This window comes from Methylovorus sp. SPW-M1, from assembly GCF_053848825.1.
Window position 1 is genome coordinate 1,203,112 of sequence record NZ_CM132626.1, and the last position, 17,338, is coordinate 1,220,449.

The 17,338-nt window shown below is 55.8% G+C and carries 15 protein-coding genes and 1 tRNA gene; 10 read left to right on the forward strand and 6 right to left on the reverse strand.

What is annotated here, in order from left to right:
• Nucleotides 1–83: 83 nt before the first annotated feature.
• The 3 genes from ACWWD9_RS05615 to ACWWD9_RS05625 are packed head-to-tail and all read right to left on the reverse strand — an operon-like array spanning nucleotide 84 to nucleotide 3,216.
• Nucleotides 84–980 (reverse strand): M48 family metallopeptidase, encoded by an 897-nt coding sequence (locus ACWWD9_RS05615; protein ID WP_455867982.1) that lies wholly within the window; start codon nucleotides 978–980, stop codon nucleotides 84–86.
• The gene (locus tag ACWWD9_RS05620; RefSeq protein ID WP_455867983.1) at nucleotides 977–1,486 is read right to left on the reverse strand and encodes an SH3 domain-containing protein; all 510 of its coding nucleotides are present in this window, start codon (nucleotides 1,484–1,486) and stop codon (nucleotides 977–979) included. Before ACWWD9_RS05620 ends, ACWWD9_RS05615 begins: the two co-directional genes overlap by 4 nt.
• Before the next feature lie 2 nt (nucleotides 1,487–1,488).
• Nucleotides 1,489–3,216, reverse strand: coding sequence for a CHASE2 domain-containing protein (locus ACWWD9_RS05625; RefSeq protein WP_455867984.1), 1,728 nt, complete (start codon nucleotides 3,214–3,216; stop codon nucleotides 1,489–1,491).
• Nucleotides 3,217–3,331: 115 nt separating this feature from the next.
• Between ACWWD9_RS05625 and ACWWD9_RS05630 the strand changes: the two genes are divergently transcribed.
• Genes ACWWD9_RS05630 through ACWWD9_RS05655 form a run of 6 tightly spaced genes read left to right on the forward strand, consistent with a single transcriptional unit; the run spans nucleotide 3,332 to nucleotide 8,231 of the window.
• Nucleotides 3,332–4,687, forward strand: a complete 1,356-nt coding sequence (locus tag ACWWD9_RS05630; protein ID WP_159355421.1) for a DNA recombination protein RmuC — start codon at nucleotides 3,332–3,334, stop codon at nucleotides 4,685–4,687.
• Nucleotides 4,688–4,714: 27 nt separating this feature from the next.
• Nucleotides 4,715–4,891, forward strand: a complete 177-nt coding sequence (locus tag ACWWD9_RS05635) for a hypothetical protein (RefSeq protein WP_013442507.1) — start codon at nucleotides 4,715–4,717, stop codon at nucleotides 4,889–4,891.
• Complete coding sequence (moaD, locus tag ACWWD9_RS05640; protein ID WP_013442506.1) at nucleotides 4,888–5,139, forward strand: molybdopterin converting factor subunit 1; 252 nt, start codon at nucleotides 4,888–4,890, stop codon at nucleotides 5,137–5,139. The genes ACWWD9_RS05635 and moaD overlap by 4 nt, the downstream gene beginning before the upstream one ends.
• A 6-nt stretch (nucleotides 5,140–5,145) precedes the next feature.
• On the forward strand, nucleotides 5,146–5,601 hold the full coding sequence (gene moaE / locus ACWWD9_RS05645; RefSeq protein WP_013442505.1) for a molybdopterin synthase catalytic subunit MoaE: 456 nt from the start codon (nucleotides 5,146–5,148) through the stop codon (nucleotides 5,599–5,601).
• Between the two features lie 51 nt (nucleotides 5,602–5,652).
• Nucleotides 5,653–7,836 carry a Lon protease family protein gene (locus ACWWD9_RS05650; RefSeq protein ID WP_455867985.1) on the forward strand — a complete coding sequence of 728 codons (2,184 nt, stop codon included), beginning with the start codon at nucleotides 5,653–5,655 and terminating at the stop codon, nucleotides 7,834–7,836.
• Nucleotides 7,833–8,231: an RNA-binding S4 domain-containing protein gene (locus tag ACWWD9_RS05655; RefSeq protein ID WP_015830377.1), complete on the forward strand. Its 399-nt coding sequence runs from the start codon at nucleotides 7,833–7,835 to the stop codon at nucleotides 8,229–8,231. Before ACWWD9_RS05650 ends, ACWWD9_RS05655 begins: the two co-directional genes overlap by 4 nt.
• A gap of 61 nt (nucleotides 8,232–8,292) precedes the next feature.
• Here ACWWD9_RS05655 and ACWWD9_RS05660 read toward each other — a convergent pair whose 3' ends face one another.
• Together ACWWD9_RS05660 and ACWWD9_RS05665 are read right to left on the reverse strand one after the other, a co-directional pair.
• Nucleotides 8,293–9,429 carry a PA0069 family radical SAM protein gene (locus ACWWD9_RS05660; protein WP_455867986.1) on the reverse strand — a complete coding sequence of 379 codons (1,137 nt, stop codon included), beginning with the start codon at nucleotides 9,427–9,429 and terminating at the stop codon, nucleotides 8,293–8,295.
• Entirely contained in the window at nucleotides 9,404–10,102 is a 699-nt protein-coding gene (locus ACWWD9_RS05665; protein ID WP_455867987.1) for an SDR family oxidoreductase, read from the reverse strand. The genes ACWWD9_RS05660 and ACWWD9_RS05665 overlap by 26 nt, the downstream gene beginning before the upstream one ends.
• 401 nt (nucleotides 10,103–10,503) lie before the next feature.
• Here ACWWD9_RS05665 and ACWWD9_RS05670 point away from each other — a divergent pair, with 401 nt between their 5' ends.
• The 3 genes from ACWWD9_RS05670 to ACWWD9_RS05680 all read left to right on the forward strand — a co-directional run bounded on the left by ACWWD9_RS05670 (nucleotide 10,504) and on the right by ACWWD9_RS05680 (nucleotide 14,457).
• A complete protein-coding gene (locus tag ACWWD9_RS05670) occupies nucleotides 10,504–11,670 on the forward strand; it encodes a nucleotide sugar dehydrogenase (RefSeq protein WP_455867988.1) in 1,167 nt (388 codons plus the stop codon).
• A gap of 231 nt (nucleotides 11,671–11,901) precedes the next feature.
• Nucleotides 11,902–13,836, forward strand: a complete 1,935-nt coding sequence (locus ACWWD9_RS05675) for a polysaccharide biosynthesis protein (protein WP_455867989.1) — start codon at nucleotides 11,902–11,904, stop codon at nucleotides 13,834–13,836.
• 69 nt (nucleotides 13,837–13,905) lie between these two features.
• Entirely contained in the window at nucleotides 13,906–14,457 is a 552-nt protein-coding gene (locus tag ACWWD9_RS05680) for a hypoxanthine-guanine phosphoribosyltransferase (RefSeq protein WP_013442498.1), read from the forward strand.
• A gap of 274 nt (nucleotides 14,458–14,731) precedes the next feature.
• Here the strand turns inward: ACWWD9_RS05680 and ACWWD9_RS05685 are convergent.
• Nucleotides 14,732–14,816 (reverse strand) — tRNA-Leu (locus ACWWD9_RS05685).
• Nucleotides 14,817–14,893: 77 nt separating this feature from the next.
• Here ACWWD9_RS05685 and rnr point away from each other — a divergent pair.
• Nucleotides 14,894–17,338, forward strand: a complete 2,445-nt coding sequence (rnr, locus tag ACWWD9_RS05690; RefSeq protein WP_455867990.1) for a ribonuclease R — start codon at nucleotides 14,894–14,896, stop codon at nucleotides 17,336–17,338.

Consider the following 17,338-nt stretch of genomic DNA (forward strand, 5'->3'; position numbering starts at 1 on the left):
CGAGAGTTGCACGGTTCCTGACAAGGAATGAAAAAAGGCACTGCATCTGCAGTGCCTTTTTTATTGCCCGGATGCCGCTGAATTTATGGGAGCGGTAGCAAGCGTTTTTCCAGTGTTTTACCAGTGGGCAGGTTGCCGGATTTTGCCGTGGCAGCACCCAGTGCCGCCAGGCGCTCTTCAGGTGCAGGGTGTGTCTTGAATAGCAGGGCAATGCTGCCATCGTTACTGCTGATATCTTCCAGACCACTCAATACCTCTGGCAAGCCATAAGGATCATATCCAGCGCGAGCTGCCAGTATCAGACCCATGCGGTCGGCTTCGTATTCGGCATCCTTGTCCAGGCTGCGTGCGCTGATTTCGGCGCCACTGCCGATGACTTTCTCGATGGTCTGGTTGCCTTTGGCGACCTTGCCGCTAAGCAGGCCAGCCCCCACGCTCAGCAATTGCTGTTTTTGCAGTACCTTGAGCTGATGCTTTTGCACGATGTGGGCTATTTCATGCCCTAGCACACCGGCCAGCTGGGCCTCGTTTTGCAGGCGTTTATACAAGCCTTTGGTAATCAATACATAGCCGCCGGGGGCGGCAAAGGCATTGATGTCATCGCTATCAATCACGCCAAAATGCCATGGTAGATCGCTACGCTCACTCTGGCTGGCTACCCAGCGACCCACCCGGTTGACGTATTGCTGCAATGCCGGATTTTTCACCAGCGGCGCGGCGCCCAGCAGATTGCCTGCAATTTCACGCCCAAGTTTGATTTCTTCGTCCCTGGACGGGCTTTTCCAGTTGATGCTGGCAAGGCTGTTGGCTTCCGGGTTGGCTGGCGTGGTATCGGCGTCGTTCGAGTTCTTGTTGTTGATCAGGTCGCCCGCATTTTTTTCAACCGCATCTTTCAGTGCGCCCCCCAGATCAAATGCCATGGCTTGTGGCGGGAGGCTGAACAGCGAAGCGAAGAGGCATGCCCATGCGGTTTTTTTCATGGATTTTCTCCCTGCGTTGCCACGGGTTTGGGCAAGTAACCCAGTTTGATGGACCTGAGGCCACCTGCTTTGGCATACTGCGCGCCATCGGCTGCCGATACGCTGTAGCTTTCCAGCAGCTTGATTTCAGGCTCGCTGAATTGGGCCTGTTTCAGTTCATCTTCTGTCAGTCCGCGCACGCCGGTAGTGGCGACAACCTGGCCAGTACCTGCACGGCCACTGGCGACACTCAGAACGCCAGCTGCCTGATTGCCGGTGCTGGCGGCACGCTTGACCGACAGCAGCCTTACCCAGCCAGAAGCCTTGCTGGTTTTAACTTGCAGCCAGGCGCCTTGTTTGCTGAGGATGTCGACCTTGTCGCCACGTACCAGCTTGCCGCTGGTTTTTGCATCGTTATAGGGTTCTTTGCGCAAGCTGTCGTTTTTGAGCGCTGTGCCACTTTCGGCATGTGCCAGCGTACTGGCCAGCAAGGCGGCTGCCAGTATGGCAGTCAGGGAATATCGCATGTCTAAAGCTCCGGAGATGGGGTGGGGGTATCTGCTTGAACAGGCGTTGCGTCAGGTTTGATAGCTTCGAGTTGCAATAGTGCTGCCGCAAATGCGCTGCGCCATTGTCTGCCGAGTGGCGCTCTGCCATCCAGCCTGTTTTCGTAAACGGTATGCACAGCCTGCGGCTTGCCGGGCAAGTCCAGGCTGGCAATCATGCTGGGCAAGGCCTTGGCGATCCGTTCGGCATCCATGTGTGCTTCGCTGGCGTATTCCTGCCGGCCTTCGGCAAAGGTCCAGCTCACCATGGTCAATTCGCCAAACAGGCCCCAGATGCCGGATTGCACGCCTTTAAGTATATCGACGCTGCTGGGTGTGCGGCTGGTCAGCTCAATCTGGCGCTTCAGTTTCTTCATGATGCTGTCGCCCAGAGGCTCATCGCTTTCGATCAGGATGGGCATGATCATGACGTGGGTGTCGCTGGCGCCTTCCTTGACGCCATAGGCCAGCCAGCGCTGCAAGGCGCGGTCCGTTGCCAGGGCATATATCTTGGCGATACTGAAGTAAAACAGCGCCCAGGTAATGGGGCCAGTAAAGTCGAGATAGAAGTTGCTGAGGTTGATGCCGATGTATGACAGCACCAATAGCCCGATCTGACTGAAACTGAACACTTTGTTGAAACGGTCACGGTCGGCATTCAGGTAAAACGCCAGGGTGGTGAGCCAGATCAGCAACAGGCTGATCAGGATATAGGGTATCGCCCCGCGCCATACTTTCAGATAATCCTGATGTTTGACGTTATCGATAGCTGTCGCCAGGATTTCCACCCCGGGATGCGCCTTGGCCATGGCGGTGGCTTTAAGATCAAACAGGCTGGGCGCGGTGGAACCGATGATGACGATTTTGTCGGTGAACTCGTTCTGTGGGCGCTTTTTGTCTTTGCTGCCCATGTCCTGCATGACATCGCTGAACGATACATACTGATAGCTGAATGGCTTGCCGCGCCAGTTGAGCAGAATGTTCTGGTCTGGTGGCAGCGTATAACCAAGCTTGCCTGCCACCGTCATGGGCAGCGAAGGCAGGCGCCAGCCGTAAGCATCCTGATACAGCTGGTATTCGCGAACAATGCCATCCTTGTCAGGGTAGATGTTGTGGGTGCCCAGCCGCCCCGAATTCAGGGCCGCATCAAAATGTGGCAGCACCACTGCGATCGTGGCCTGCATGTCGCCCTGGCTGGGCTGGCTTTCGCTGATGCCAGCAATCATGTTGGGTTTGACCTGGCTCAGCTTGTCACTTGATTCTGGCAGGCGCAGGAAGGGGAAAAACGAGTTATCGGTACCGCTGATGACGTCGTTGAAATAGGCATCGCTATCGGGGTTGTAAACATCGGCATCGCTGAACAGGATGTCGAAGATCACGGCCTTGGGGTGCTGGGCTTCAATGTTTTCAAGGAACTCACCAAACACCTGGCGTGGCCAGGGCCAGCGGCCGTATTCCTTGGCCATGGCAGCCAGGCTGGCCTCATTGACATCCACGATCACGATGTCTTTGTCCGGCGCGGGCGCCAGCACACGGCTGCGCACCATGAAATCAAACGCTTTCTGCCGCATGTTTTCGCCAACATGAAACAGCCCTGCATCCAGCAGCACAAACACCGTCAGCAACGCCGCAAGATAAATGTAGAAGTTGTTGTGCAAGCGAAGGGTCACGTTGGCCAGCCATTGCCCTATGCGCAGTTTCAGTCGTATCACCGGAGGGCTCCCGCATTTTTCAAGAGCCTGAGTGTGGCATAAATGTCGCGGGTTTTAAAGGCTGATCCCGGCTGCGAACGGGGATATCGCCAGCGCTTCAGGTATAATTTCACGCATGATGCAAATTGTGATTTTAGTGCTTGTGATTGCCTGCCTGCTGGCATTGATCGTGTTGTTGTTACGTCAATCCAGAACCCCGGATGCTGCCAGCGAGCTGCTGGCACAGCTGATGCCGCAGTTTGAGGAAAAGCACCGCGCCATGCTGCGCGACCTGCATGATGGCCTCAATAAACTCGGTGATCGCTTGAGTCTGTCTTCAGTAGATAGCAGCGAGCGTCTGCGGCAAGCCGTCGCGCAGGAACTCAAGGAAACACGCGACGCCATGCAGGCCTTGCAGGCCGCGCAAACCAACAGCCTTGCCCAGACCCGTGAAACCGTGCTGGAAAAACTGCACACCACGCTCGCCGAGCAGGGCAAGGCCGAGCAAACGCTGATCCAGGACACCATGCTGAAGGCTACTTCGCAGCTGACTGCCAGCATTGAAACGCTGACCAAAGCCGTGGATGCCCGCCTGGAAGAAATCGGCGGCAAGGTATCAGAGCGCCTGGATGAAGGCTTCAAGAAAACCAACGATACCTTTGTGCGCGTGATGGAGCGTCTGGCGACCATCGACGAAGCCCAGAAAAAGATCGATGGACTGACCACCAATGTGGTCAGCCTGCAAGAGCTGCTGGGTGACAAGCGCTCGCGCGGTGCCTTTGGTGAGGTGCAGCTGGAAGCCCTGGTGCGCAATGTGCTGCCTAATAGCGGCTTTGCCATGCAGCATGTGCTGCCCAATGGTACCCGTGTCGACTGCGCACTCTTTTTACCCGAGCCTACCGGCACGGTAGCGGTCGATTCCAAATTCCCGCTGGAAAACTACCATCGCATGCTGGAAAGCGGCATCTCCGAGGTAGAGCGCGCGCTGGCGCAACGCCAGTTCAAGGCTGATGTCAAAAAACACGTGGATGATATTGCCAGCAAGTACATCATTCCCAATGTCACCTCCGATGGTGCGGTGATGTTTATCCCGGCTGAAGCGGTGTTTGCCGAGATTCACGCTTATCACCCCGATGTGGTGGATTACGCCATGGCCAAACGGGTGTGGGTGGTCTCGCCGACGACATTGATGGCCGTGCTGAATACTGCCCGCGCAGTATTGAAAGATGTGGAAACCCGCAAGCAGGTGCACATTATCAAGGATGAGCTGGGCAAACTGGGCAAGGAATTCGGTCGCTTTGACGTACGCATGAAAAAACTGGCTGACCATATTCGCCAGGCCCATGAAGATGCCCTGGATGTGCATACCACCAGCCAGAAGATTTCACGGCGCTTTGCCCAGATTGAGCGGGTAGAGCTGCAAGGCGATGCCGAGGCGGCTCTGGCCTTGCCTGATTTGCCGGACGATATACTCGCAGACGACAACCAGTAAGACGATTTGCAGGATGAAAGGAACACCATGAGCGACGAATCCACCATGATTATGCTGGTGCAGCAATACGCTGCCCGGTTTGGCATTACCTTCAGCTCCAGCCTGATGGCCGACGAGCAGCACAAGGCCCGCGTCATCACGCTGATGGCCGAAGCCCTGAGTGGCAAGCGCGGCGCCTTCACCGACGAAGATGTGCTGCAATGATACGCCTTCTGTATTTCGCACGTTTGCGCGAAGCCCTGGGCTCGGTGGGCGAGGAGCTGACACCACAGGCTGGCCTCACGATCGAGGCTCTGATGCAGCAGCTCGCGGCGCGTGGTGGTGTATGGGCGGAAGAGTTTGGCAGTGGCAAATCACTGCGCGCGGCGGTAAACCAGACACTGGCTCCGGTGAAGACCGAGATCCACGACGGGGACGAAGTCGCGTTCTTTCCCCCGGTGACAGGCGGGTAATCGCGCATGACGATACGCGTGCAGGCCGACGACTTTGATGTCGGTGCCGAGATAAACCGCCTCCGTCAGCAACGTCCGGACATTGGCGCAGTGGCCGCCTTTGTCGGTCAGGTGCGGGACTTGAATCAGGGCGACGCCATTGCCGGCATGACGCTGGAGCACTATCCCGGCATGACGGAAAAGTCTCTGGAAGCCATCGTGCAACAAGCCAAAGCACGCTGGGATATCATGGATGCTGTCGTGATACATCGTATTGGCGAGCTGAAGCCCCTGGACCAGATTGTGCTGGTGGCCGTGGCTGGCGCCCATAGAGGTGAAGCATTCCACGCTTGCGAATTCATTATGGATTACCTGAAAACCGAAGCTCCCTTCTGGAAGAAGGAACAAACACCTGAAGGGGAGCGCTGGGTAGATGCCCGCAGCAGCGATGATGCCGCCCGCGCACGGTGGCAGGATGCTTGAGTTGTCCTGTTTCCCCATTTTATTCACTCACCCGTAAAGCACTTTTCGCTCATGCTACACAGGCTTAATTCCTCCTCTCTTACCGCCGCGGTGATTCCGCAATCCCTGGGCTTCGAAGATACCTCCCACCTGGATGGTCAGCCCGATGCCACCTGGCTGGGCCAAGCCGATGCCCAGCAGGCTGCCGAGTTTGGCCTGGGCATGCGCGCGCAGGGATTCAACTTGCTGGTATTGGGCGAGCCTGGAAGCGGGCGCACGGTATTAATGCAGTCCGCCATGCAGGCTGCAGCGGCGCGCTGGCCGGTAGCGCCTGATCTGGTATTGCTGATGAATATTGGTCAGGCCGACAAGCCCATCAGCCTTTATCTGCCAGCAGGCGTGGGAGCGCGTCTGCGCCAGGCCATGGAGCAGTATCTGCGCCAATTGGGCAAAGGGCTGCCGCTTCTCCTGGGCGAGCTGGATGCCGCGGCCAATACAGGCGATAAATCGCTGCAGGATAGAGCGGAGCAAGATAAAACGCAGCAGGATAAAGCCCGTCAGGATGCCGCTGCCTGGATAGACCAGCAGCAGGCGGCGCTGCGCGAGGTGCTGGCAGATGTGGAGCACGACACAGCGCTGATTGAACAATACCTGCAAAGCCTCAAGCACGACACCCTGGAAAATCTTGATGTGTTCGTGCCTGCACAAAGCACGGAAAACGAAGGCCTGCTGGAAAGCTTTTTGCATCGCTACCGCGTCAACCTGCTGGTGGATAACCGCCAGCTGCAAATGGCACCGGTGATTTATGACAGCGACCCGACTTTCCACTCCCTGTTTGGCGGCTTTGATGCGGGCATGGATAGCACGACTACGCCTGACTTCCTGCGTCTGCGCGCTGGCAACCTGTTACGTGCCCATGGTGGCATGCTGATGCTGCACCTGCGTGACCTGGCTTCTGACCAGCAGAGTGGCAGCCAGATCGTGGAAAAGCTGTTCCGCTTTTTACGGAATGGTCAGGTGCTGATCGAGGAATCCAATGGCAGCAGTGGGCAAGGCGGCTCGGGGCATTTCTGTCCGCAACCACTGGCGGCTGATGTCAAACTGGTCCTGATTGCCACGCCGGAAGAGTATTACGAATTGCATGACGAAATGCCTGGCCTGGCACGTTATTTCCCGGTCAAGGTGGATTTTGTCGATAGCTTTGCGGCAACGCCGGACGCTTACGCTGCCATGGCCCGATTCATTGCCTATCAGGCACGCGAGCTGCGTTTGCCGCCATTCAGTGCAAACGCTGTGGCGGCGCTGATACGCGCCATGCACCGCCGTGTGGAGGATCAGGCGCGCATCAGTACCCAATATGCCGCTCTTAGTACCTTGATGCAGGAAAGCGCGTCTTTCATGCGCAAGGCGCCATCCGCCGCTAGCGCCCATGGCATTGTCCAGCCTGAGCATGTACGCGCCGCGCAACAAGCCCGCCTGGCTCGGCACCAGATACCAGAGCAGCAGCTACGCGATTCGATTGCCGAAGGCGAACTCATGTTGCGCTTGCACGGTGGTGCGGTAGGGCAGATCAACGGCCTTAGCCATATTGATCTGGGCGATGCCAGCTTCGGCTCGCCGATTCGTATCTCGGCACGCTGCTTTGCTGGCGCGCAAGGCCTGATCAACATTGACCGCGAGGTCAAGATGAGCGGCCCTAACCATGACAAGGGCGTATTCATTCTGCAAAGCTGGCTGTCTGCCAGTTTTCCGATGCTGACGCCTCTCTCGCTGGCAGCATCCATGGTGTTTGAGCAGGAATACCATGGGGTGGAAGGGGATTCGGCATCTTGCGCCGAGTTATTCGTGTTGCTGTCGGCCCTGTCCGGCTTGCCGATTTCGCAAGGCATTGCGGTTACCGGGGCGCTGAACCAGCATGGTGAAGTCACGGCGATTGGTGGCGTCAACGAGAAGATTGAAGGCTACTTCCGGGTATGTCAGCGGGTAGGTCTTGATGGTAGCCAGGGGGTGATTATTCCCAAGGCCAACATGCGTCATCTGATCCTGGATGAAGAGGTGATTGCCGCGGTGGAGCAGGGAAATTTTCATTTGTACGCCATTGAGCATGTGCTGGAAGGCATGGCCTTGCTGACGGGCATGGAGGCGGGCGCCGAGCTTCACGAGGGTGAATATCCAGCGGGCAGCATCATGGGGCGCGTTCAGCAGAGTCTGGAGGCCTTCCGTCAATATTATTTCAATAACACGCCCGCCAGATGAGCATGCAGGAAGACAACAAGTGCCGTCTCGACAAGTGGCTGTGGGCAGCGCGCTTTTTCAAGACACGCAGCCTGGCGACTGATGCCATTGATGGCGGCAAGGTGCATGTGGATGGGGATCGCGCCAAGCCAGCCAAAGAGGTGCGGGTAGGGCAGCGCATTTACATCCGCCGCAAAGAGCTGGAAATGGAAGTGGAGGTCATGGCCTTGTCCAATCAACGCCGTGGCGCCCCCGAGGCCGCCTTGCTGTATCAGGAAACCCCGGAAAGTGCGCGTAAGCGTGAAGATGCGGCGGTCACGCGCGAAGCCGACCACGGCAAGCGCGAGCGCGGTGCCGGGCGGCCCACCAAACGCCAGTTGCGCGATATCAAGCGATTTACTGGCGGAAGCTGGTAAGCCTGCGATCTACCTGGTGAGCGTCTTTTGCGCTAGCTCACCAAGTTCTTCTCTTACTCCCTTACTCAAACAGATCGCGTTGCGGTGTCAGCTTTTTGGCTGTGCGAGCAGTCGTCGCGGCGGGCGGCCGGAAAATGCTGGTATTCAAAGGGCTGCGCTCCTGCATGAATCCCAGTTTGCTCGCGGCCAGGCGGAAGCGCTGCGCTAGCAGATCGGCAAATATGCCTTGTCCGCGCATGCGCTGATGAAACTGGGCATCGTAGGCTTTGCCCCCACGAGATTGCCGGATGATGCTCATGACATGCGCCGCCTTCAGCGGAAAGTGGTGTTGCAACCATTCTTCAAAAAGCGGCGCCACTTCCAATGGCAGCCGCAGCAATACATAACCGGCATAGCGCGCACCTGCTGCATGGGCATGTTCCAGAATATGTTCCATCTCCGCATCATTCAGCGCGGGAATCATGGGCGCTGTCATGACGCCGCAGGGAATACCGGCTTCGGACAGTCTTTCCAGTGTTTGCAGCCGACGTTCTGGCGCGGCGGCGCGCGGCTCCATGACCCGGCTGAGATGGCGATCCAGGGTGGTAATTGACATGAAGACGCGCGCCAGATTCTGTGCTGCCATCGGCGCCAGCAGATCAATGTCTCGCTCCACCATGGCGGATTTGGTGACGATGGTGAGGGGATGCTGGTGTTCGGCCAACACTTCAATGATCTGGCGTGTGATGCGCTGCTGCCGTTCCAGCGGTTGGTAGGGGTCGGTATTGGTCCCCATGGCGATCGGCTGACACACATAGCCTGGCTTCGCCAGCGCCTGGCGTAACAGGGCAGCGGCATCAGGCTTCACCAATATGCGGCTCTCAAAATCCAGCCCGGCTGAAAACCCGAGGTAGGTATGGCTGGGGCGCGCATAGCAATAGATGCAGCCATGCTCACAGCCACGGTAGGGGTTGATGGAACGGTCAAACGGGATATCGGGCGAGTCGTTGTAATGCAGGATACTGCGGCTGCTGTCGTGGATGATCTCGGTGATCAGACGCGGCGTGTCGGCGTCTTCCAGTGCCCAGCCGTCATCAAAGGCTTCGCGCTGCAATTGCTCGAAACGCCCGTTATGGTTGCTGGTGCTGCCGCGGCCCTTGAAGATCAAGGGCCGGGCAGGTAGCTGATCTTCTTCACCAGGGGATGGCTTGTCCGTCATACGCAATGAATTGCCCGCTCTGCTTGGGGGTCAGTTTGGCGATGACCTGGCGCATGCCGCTGACACTCTGCTCGGCATTGATCAGGCCGTTGGGGCCTCCCATGTCGGTTTGCACCCACCCTGGATGCAGCACGAGCACACTGATACCCTGATTGCCCAGATCAATCGCCAGGCTCTTGCTTACGCTATTCAGCGCCGTTTTGCTAGAGCGGTAAATATAGTGGCCGCCACTGCCATTGTCGGCAATGCTGCCCATTTTGCTGGTGATGTTGATGATTTTTTTCTCGCTGCTTTTTGCCACGTGTGAAGCAAATGCCTGCGCCATTTTCAGGGGTGACATGCTGTTGACGCGGAATGCCGTCAGCCAGGCTTCATAATCGGCATTGCTCAGGCGGCTGCCTGCATGGTCGGGATAGATCCCGGCGTTGTTGATGAGTACATCAATTGGCGTGTCGGCGAGTGTCTCGGCCAGCTTGTCTATCTGATTGAAATCCGCGACATCCAGCTTGTGCAGGGTGATGCGGTCCAGGTGCGCGGTATGCAAGGCTTTGAGTGCATGGCTGTCTTCAGGGCTGCGGCAGCATGCGTGCACCTGCCAGCCGGCTTCGGCATATTGGCGGGTAAATTCCAGGCCCAGGCCACGATTGGCACCTGTAACAAGTAAAGTTGGCATTGGGTATGGTCTCCATGGACTATTGCGGTGAGTTACTTGGAATTATATAACTTGAGGCATCATAAATAATCTCGATTTACGGGTAAGACTGTCGGCAATCATGAACAGTTGCAGAGGGGGGTATTCCAGGCGAGAGCGTAACCTGCTCACCCAAGGCGAGGTGCCGGCCGGGAGCCAACTAAAATTGTGACGAGGCAGCACAGCAGATTACAATGAGGCATGCGCCAGGCATCTCATGAGAAACACTAAACACGTCAATCAGAATAAACAAACAATGGCGAAAATCTCTGACCAGTCACTCGCATGTCATGCGGCTTTCAGCCTCGGCTGTCACGATTTTTGCTTGGCAGAATATGTCATTGATGACCTTAAATAAATTCCACAGACTCAGGAGTCACTAGATGAAGATAGCAATTGCCGGTACCGGCTACGTAGGACTTTCCATGGCGGTGTTGCTGGCCCAGAAAAACGAAGTGGTCGCGCTCGACATCGTGCAGGAGAAGGTGGAGATGCTGAACCGCAAGCAATCGCCGATTGCCGATGCCGAGATTGAAGAGTATCTCGCCACCAAGACCCTGAACTTCAAGGCCACCATGGACAAGCAGGCGGCTTATGAAGGTGCTGACTATGTCATCATCGCCACGCCGACCGATTACGACCCCGAGACCAACTACTTCAATACCGGCTCGGTAGAGGCCGTGATTCGCGACGTCAAGACCTACGCCCCGAACGCCGTGATGATCATCAAGTCCACCATTCCGGTCGGCTTTACTGTTGGTGCCCGTGAAAAATACCAGACCAACAACCTGATCTTCTCGCCGGAATTCCTGCGGGAAGGCAAAGCGCTTTACGACAATCTCTATCCTTCCCGTATTGTGGTGGGCGAGAAGTCCGCCCGTGCCGAAACCTTTGCCCGGCTGCTGCAAGAAGGCGCGCTGAAAGAGAATATCCCGCTGCTGTTTACCGATAGCTCGGAGGCCGAAGCCATCAAGCTGTTTGCCAACACCTATCTCGCCATGCGCGTGGCTTATTTCAACGAGCTGGACAGCTATGCCCTGACCCATGGCCTGGACACCAAGCAGATTATCGAAGGCGTGGGCCTGGATCCGCGTATTGGCAGCCACTACAACAATCCTTCGTTTGGCTATGGTGGCTACTGCCTGCCCAAGGACACCAAGCAATTGCTGGCGAACTTCAACAATGTGCCGCAAACACTGATCAACGCTATTGTGCAGTCCAACACCACCCGCAAAGACTTTGTGGCGGACAGCATCATCAAGCGCAAACCGAATGTTGTTGGTATCTATCGCCTCATCATGAAGAGCGGTTCAGATAACTTCCGCGCCTCCAGCATCCAGGGCATCATGAAGCGAATCAAGGCCAAGGGCATTGAGGTGATTGTGTATGAGCCTGTGCTCACTGAACCCGAGTTCTTCCGCTCCAAGGTGGTGAATGATCTGGAAGCCTTCAAGCAAAAGGCCGATGTGATCGTGTCCAACCGCATGGCCAAGGAACTGGCGGATGTGGCAGACAAGGTGTTTACGCGCGATTTGTTTGGTAGCGATTGAGCATCTGTGGCATGACGGATCACCGACTATAAGCTGTCAGCCTGGCCTTGCCTAACGTCCGCTGTGATGCAGGATATGGCCAGTCTGCTTGCTTTGTCGCAAGCGCAAACAATCCTCACCTTGCCAAGATGCGGTCTATCAAACCGCCTGATAATGTAAAACGCCTAAAATTATCTCTATTAATCGCTTAAGGTTAAGTAGAATTGCAATACCTTTTTAGTGCGGTACGGTATGCCAGGTTTTAAAAATAAATTGCGCGACCATTGGTCGCAATATCGGCGCATGGCGAATCCACGTACGGCGGCTGCGGTTTTGCATGATCTGACGGTGGCTGTTGCTGCATGGTATTTCGCTTTTGCATTGCGTTTTAACTTTCAGATTCCCTCCGCATTCCAGGAATCCATGCTGCAGGCCATGCTGTGGATAGTGCCTTTGCAGTTCGTGTTTTTTATCAATTTTGGGCTGTATCGCGGTGTCTGGCGCTTTGCCAGCCTGCCTGATCTCAAGCGTATTCTATTCGCTGTCGCGACGGCCGCTGCGACGGTGGTGGCGGTCATTTTCATGACCAAGCCACATGGCGTGATTCCTCGTTCAGTGCTGATCCTCGACCCTATGTTGCTGGTATTGGGCATGGGAGGGAGCCGCTTTCTGTATCGCTACTGGAAAGAGCATCGCCTGTATGGGGCCTTTCATTCTCAGGGGCAGCCCGTTCTGCTGCTGGGGGCGGGTACGTCGGCCATCAATCTGCTCAAGGATCTGACGCGCAGCCAGGAGTGGCGCGTGGTCGGCATGCTGGATGACGATGAGGCCATGCATGGGCGCCAGCTGCTGGGCGTGAAGGTGCTGGGGAATATTGATGACATAGGCTATTTTTCACGTCGCTACCAGGTGGAGCATGTGATTGTGGCCATGCCTTCCGCCTCGCATCAGCAGAGAAGGGCCGCCGTGGAAAAAGCCAATGCGCATGCATTGACCATCCTGACGGTGCCTTCGGTGGAAGACTTGATGAATGGCAAGGTCAGCATTTCGCAAATACGACGGGTTGAAGTGGAAGATCTGCTGGGGCGGGAGCCTGTGCAACTCGACACCGAAGGCATGCATGCTCTCCTGCAGGCTCAGGTGGTCATGGTGAGCGGTGCTGGCGGCTCGATAGGTTCGGAGCTGTGCCGTCAGATACTGGCATTCAAGCCAGCCAAGCTGATCTGTCTTGATATCTCGGAGTTCGCTTTATATAAGCTTGAGCAGGAGTTCTCAGCGATGAGCAACCGGTCTGCCGATATTGAGTATGTGGTGGGCGATGTAAAGAACGCGGAACGTCTTCGTCATCTGTTACAGCAGACCAAGCCTGCTGTCATCTTTCACGCAGCCGCCTACAAGCATGTGCCCATGATGGAAACCGGCAATGTGTCGGAAGCCCTGCATAACAATGTGCTCGGGACTTACACCCTTGCCAGCCTTGCGAAAGAGGCCGGTGTTGCCAAGTTTGTGCTGATTTCGACCGATAAAGCCGTGAATCCGACTAACGTGATGGGCGCCAGCAAACGGCTGGCGGAAATGGTGTGCCAGGGTTTGCAGGAAAATCATGGCACCCGTTTTGTTATTGTCCGCTTTGGTAATGTATTGGGCAGCAGCGGCAGTGTTATTCCCAAATTCCGGGAACAGATTGCCAAGGGTGGCCCTGTCACCGTGACTCATCCGGATATCACCCGTTATTTCATGTCTATTCCCGAGGCTACCCAGCTCGTCATGCAGGCGGGCTTGATGGGTAAGGGCAGCGAGATTTTTGTGCTGGATATGGGTGAGTCGGTGAAGATTGCTGATCTGGCGCGCGATATGATCAAACTGTCTGGCCTGCAGGACGATGAAATCGAAATCGTCTTCACCGGCCTGCGTCCTGGGGAGAAGTTATATGAAGAGCTGCTCGCCGATGATGAACATACCTTGCCGACGCCTCACGAAAAACTGCGCATTGCCATTGCCCGCTCGGCTGACTTGACTTGGGTACACGCCTTGCTCAAATGGATAGCCACTACCTTGAATGCGGATGAGGCGACGATCAAGCAGGAGCTGAAGCTGTGGGTGCAGGAATATCAGCATCAAGACACCACTAAGGTTGCCACTGAAACCAAACGCACCCTCGCACCGCAGTCGTCTACCCTTCATTAAGGGGGCATGGCTAAGCATTTATGCGGATATGTGGTATTTTGTCGAAAAGTAATCAACAAAGGGGCATGTGTGGCAAATCGATCCGTTAATCCAGAGCAAATTCTTCAACAGTCAGAGATTATCTACACTGAAGAAGATGTCAGGAATGCGATTGCGGTGCTTGCCAAGAAGATATCGGCACGCATCGCCGGTACCGAGCCGCTGGTCATGTGCGTGATGGGTGGGGCCGTTGTATTTTCCGGTCAGCTCCTGCCCCAGCTTGGTTTCCCGCTTGAGTTCGATTATGTGCAAGCCAGCCGATATCACGAAAAAACCGAAGGCGAGCAACTGGTGTGGACTGTTGAGCCACGCGATAATGTACGTGGCAAAACCGTATTGCTGCTGGATGATATTCTTGATGAGGGGCAAACCCTGGCGGCCATACGTGAGAAATGCCTGGCCCACGGCGCTGCCGAAGTGGTGATTGCTGTGCTGGTCGAAAAAGATCTCGAGCGCGTCAAACCCATTCAGGCCGATTATGTTGGCTTATCCGTACCCAATCGCTATGTTTTCGGCTGTGGGATGGATGTATATGGCTGGTGGCGTAACCTGCCTGCCATTTATGCACTGAACGTTAACTAAAACGTTCTCAAGCTTGATGTGTTTGTCGACCGCTGGAACTCTCTGGCGGGTTTATCTTCTGCAGGCGGGTTGATGTTACGCCGTGGTTTTCAACATGCAGCAGACTCAGCAAATCCCCAGGATGTCATGATTCGGCAATATCAAGCCGGGCGGTCTTCTGTATAATCAATTCGAGATTGAAACTAGAGCATTGATAAAGCACTTATGCCCATCGTTGAGGCCAAAAACAAAAACGCACCGACATCTAAAATGTACAGTGCGTTTTGTTTGTATCTGGTGCCCAGAAGAGGACTCGAACCTCCACACCCGAAGGCACATGGACCTGAACCATGCGCGTCTACCAATTCCGCCATCTGGGCTTTCTTAGATGCTTGTGCATCGAAAGAGCCGAGATTTTATATCAACAAAAAAGTTTGTCAAATGGAATATTTAAAGAATGAAAAAGAAATCGCGTAACGCCAGTATAAGCCAAGTGCGTAAAGCCGATCCTTATGCCAAGCGCGAAGCCGAGAATTATGCCAACCCCTTGCCCAGTCGGGAATTCATCCTCGATGTGATGACCGAGCAGGGGGTGCCCGTGAGTGTTGAGCAGTTATATGGACTGGTCGGCATTTCGGAAGAAGAGCGGGAGATTTTTAATCGCCGCCTGAATGCGATGGAGCGCGATGGTCAAATCATGCGCAATCGCAAGGGTGCGCTGTGTATTGCCGAGAAGCTGAATCTGATTGCTGGCCGTGTGGTCGGGCATGCTGATGGGTTTGGCTTTCTGGTGCCTGACCATGGCGGGGATGATCTGTTTTTGAGTCCGCGTGAAATGTCGCAAGTCATGCACGGTGACCGTGTCATGGTGCGTCCCGCCGGATTTGACCGCCGCGGACGCCCCGAGGGCAAGATTGTGGAAGTGCTGGAGCGTTCGACCAAAAAGCTGGTGGGGCGTTTGATTCGCGAGCAGGGTGTGACTTTTGTCGCCGCCGAAGACAAGCGGGTGAATCAGGATATTCTGGTGCCGCCCGGACAGGACATGAATGCCGGTGCAGGCCAAGTGGTGATGGTGGAGCTGATTGAGCAGCCGTCCGCTTATGCCAAGCCTATCGGCAAGGTGGTAGAAGTATTGGGCAACTATGCGGACTCCGGCATGGAGATCGAAATCGCCTTGCGCAAGCATCAATTGCCATATGAGTTTTCGGCGGAAGCGGAAAAACAGGCGGCCAAGTATCCCAAACAGGTACGCCCAGCGGATTACAAGGGCCGTATCGATTTACGTGACATGCCATTGATCACCATTGATGGCGAAACCGCGCGGGATTTTGATGATGCCGTCTACTGCGAGCCGCAAGGCAAAGGCTGGCGTCTGGTAGTGGCGATTGCCGATGTCAGTTTTTACGTGAAGCCTGGCGATGCACTGGACAAGGATGCGTACGACAGGGGCAATTCGGTCTACTTCCCGCGCCGCGTGATCCCTATGTTGCCGGAAGCACTTTCCAATGGCCTGTGTTCGCTTAACCCGGATGTGGAGCGCTTGTGCATGGTCTGCGATATGCAGATTGATGCCCTGGGCAAGATCAAGCGCTATGAGTTCTACCCATCCGTGATGCGCTCCAAGGCTCGCATGACCTACACCAAGGTGTTTGACATCATCAGCCACCCGGATGGCGAGCTGGCAAAAGAGTATGCATGGCTGGTTCCGCACATTGACCATCTGTACAGTCTTTACAAGATATTGCTCAAAGCCAGAGAAAAGCGCGGTGCGATTGAGTTTGAAAGCACCGAAACCCTCATGATTTTCAACGATAACGGCAAGATAGACCGCATTGAAGCTGTGACGCGCAATGAGGCGCATCGGTTGATTGAAGAGTGCATGCTGGCGGCCAATGTCTGCTCCGCTGACTTTTTGATACAGCACGAGCAGCCTGGCCTCTATCGTATTCACGAAGGGCCTACCCCGGAAAAACTGGAAGCCCTGCGTACGTTCCTGGGCGAATTCGGCTTTGGTGTAGGCGGTGGAGATACCCCGCATGCCAAGGATTACGGCAAGGTCATCTCCCGCATCAAGGGGCGCCCGGATGAGCAGCTCTTGCAAACCGTTCTCCTGCGTTCCATGCAACAGGCGGTTTACAGCCCGGATAATGTCGGCCACTTTGGCTTGGCATATGAGGCTTACACCCACTTTACCTCGCCCATTCGCCGTTACCCTGACTTGCTGGTGCATCGCGCCATCAAGGCCGTGCTGAATGGCGAGCGCTACAAGGCGGGAGACTGGCAGGCCCTGGGCCAGCATTGTTCCATGACCGAGCGGCGCGCGGATGATGCCACCCGTGATGTGCAGGCCTGGCTCAAGTGCTATTACATGCAGGATAAAATCGGCGAGGAGTTTGCCGGTACCGTGGCTGGCGTCACCAGTTTTGGGTTGTTCGTCGCGCTGGACGGTATTTTTGTCGAAGGCCTGTTGCATGTGACCGAGCTCGGCAACGATTACTTCATCTACGACAAGACCCGCCACGAAATGGCAGGGGAGCGTACGGGCGTGAAATACCGCCTTGGTGATCGCCTGCGCGTCAAGATAAGCCGGGTGGACCTGGAAGTCAGTCGCATCGACTTTGTGCTGGCCTCATCGGACAAGGCAAAAAATACCGTGGCGGATGAAGCCTTTGCGCAGGAGGGTGGGGCAGATGGTGATACAATTCGGCTCGCCAAGCCGCGCCGCTCTGCCGATAGAAAGCCTGCAGCCAGCGCTGGTGCCCGGCCTCGCACGGCAGCCAAGCCGTCGCGCAGCAAGTCAGCAGCCAAACCTGCTGCCAAGCCCAGAAAGAGCAGCGCATCCAAGCCTGGCGCAAAATCAGGCGCCAAGGTGTCCTCCCGTAAAACCAGTAAAAGGTCATAA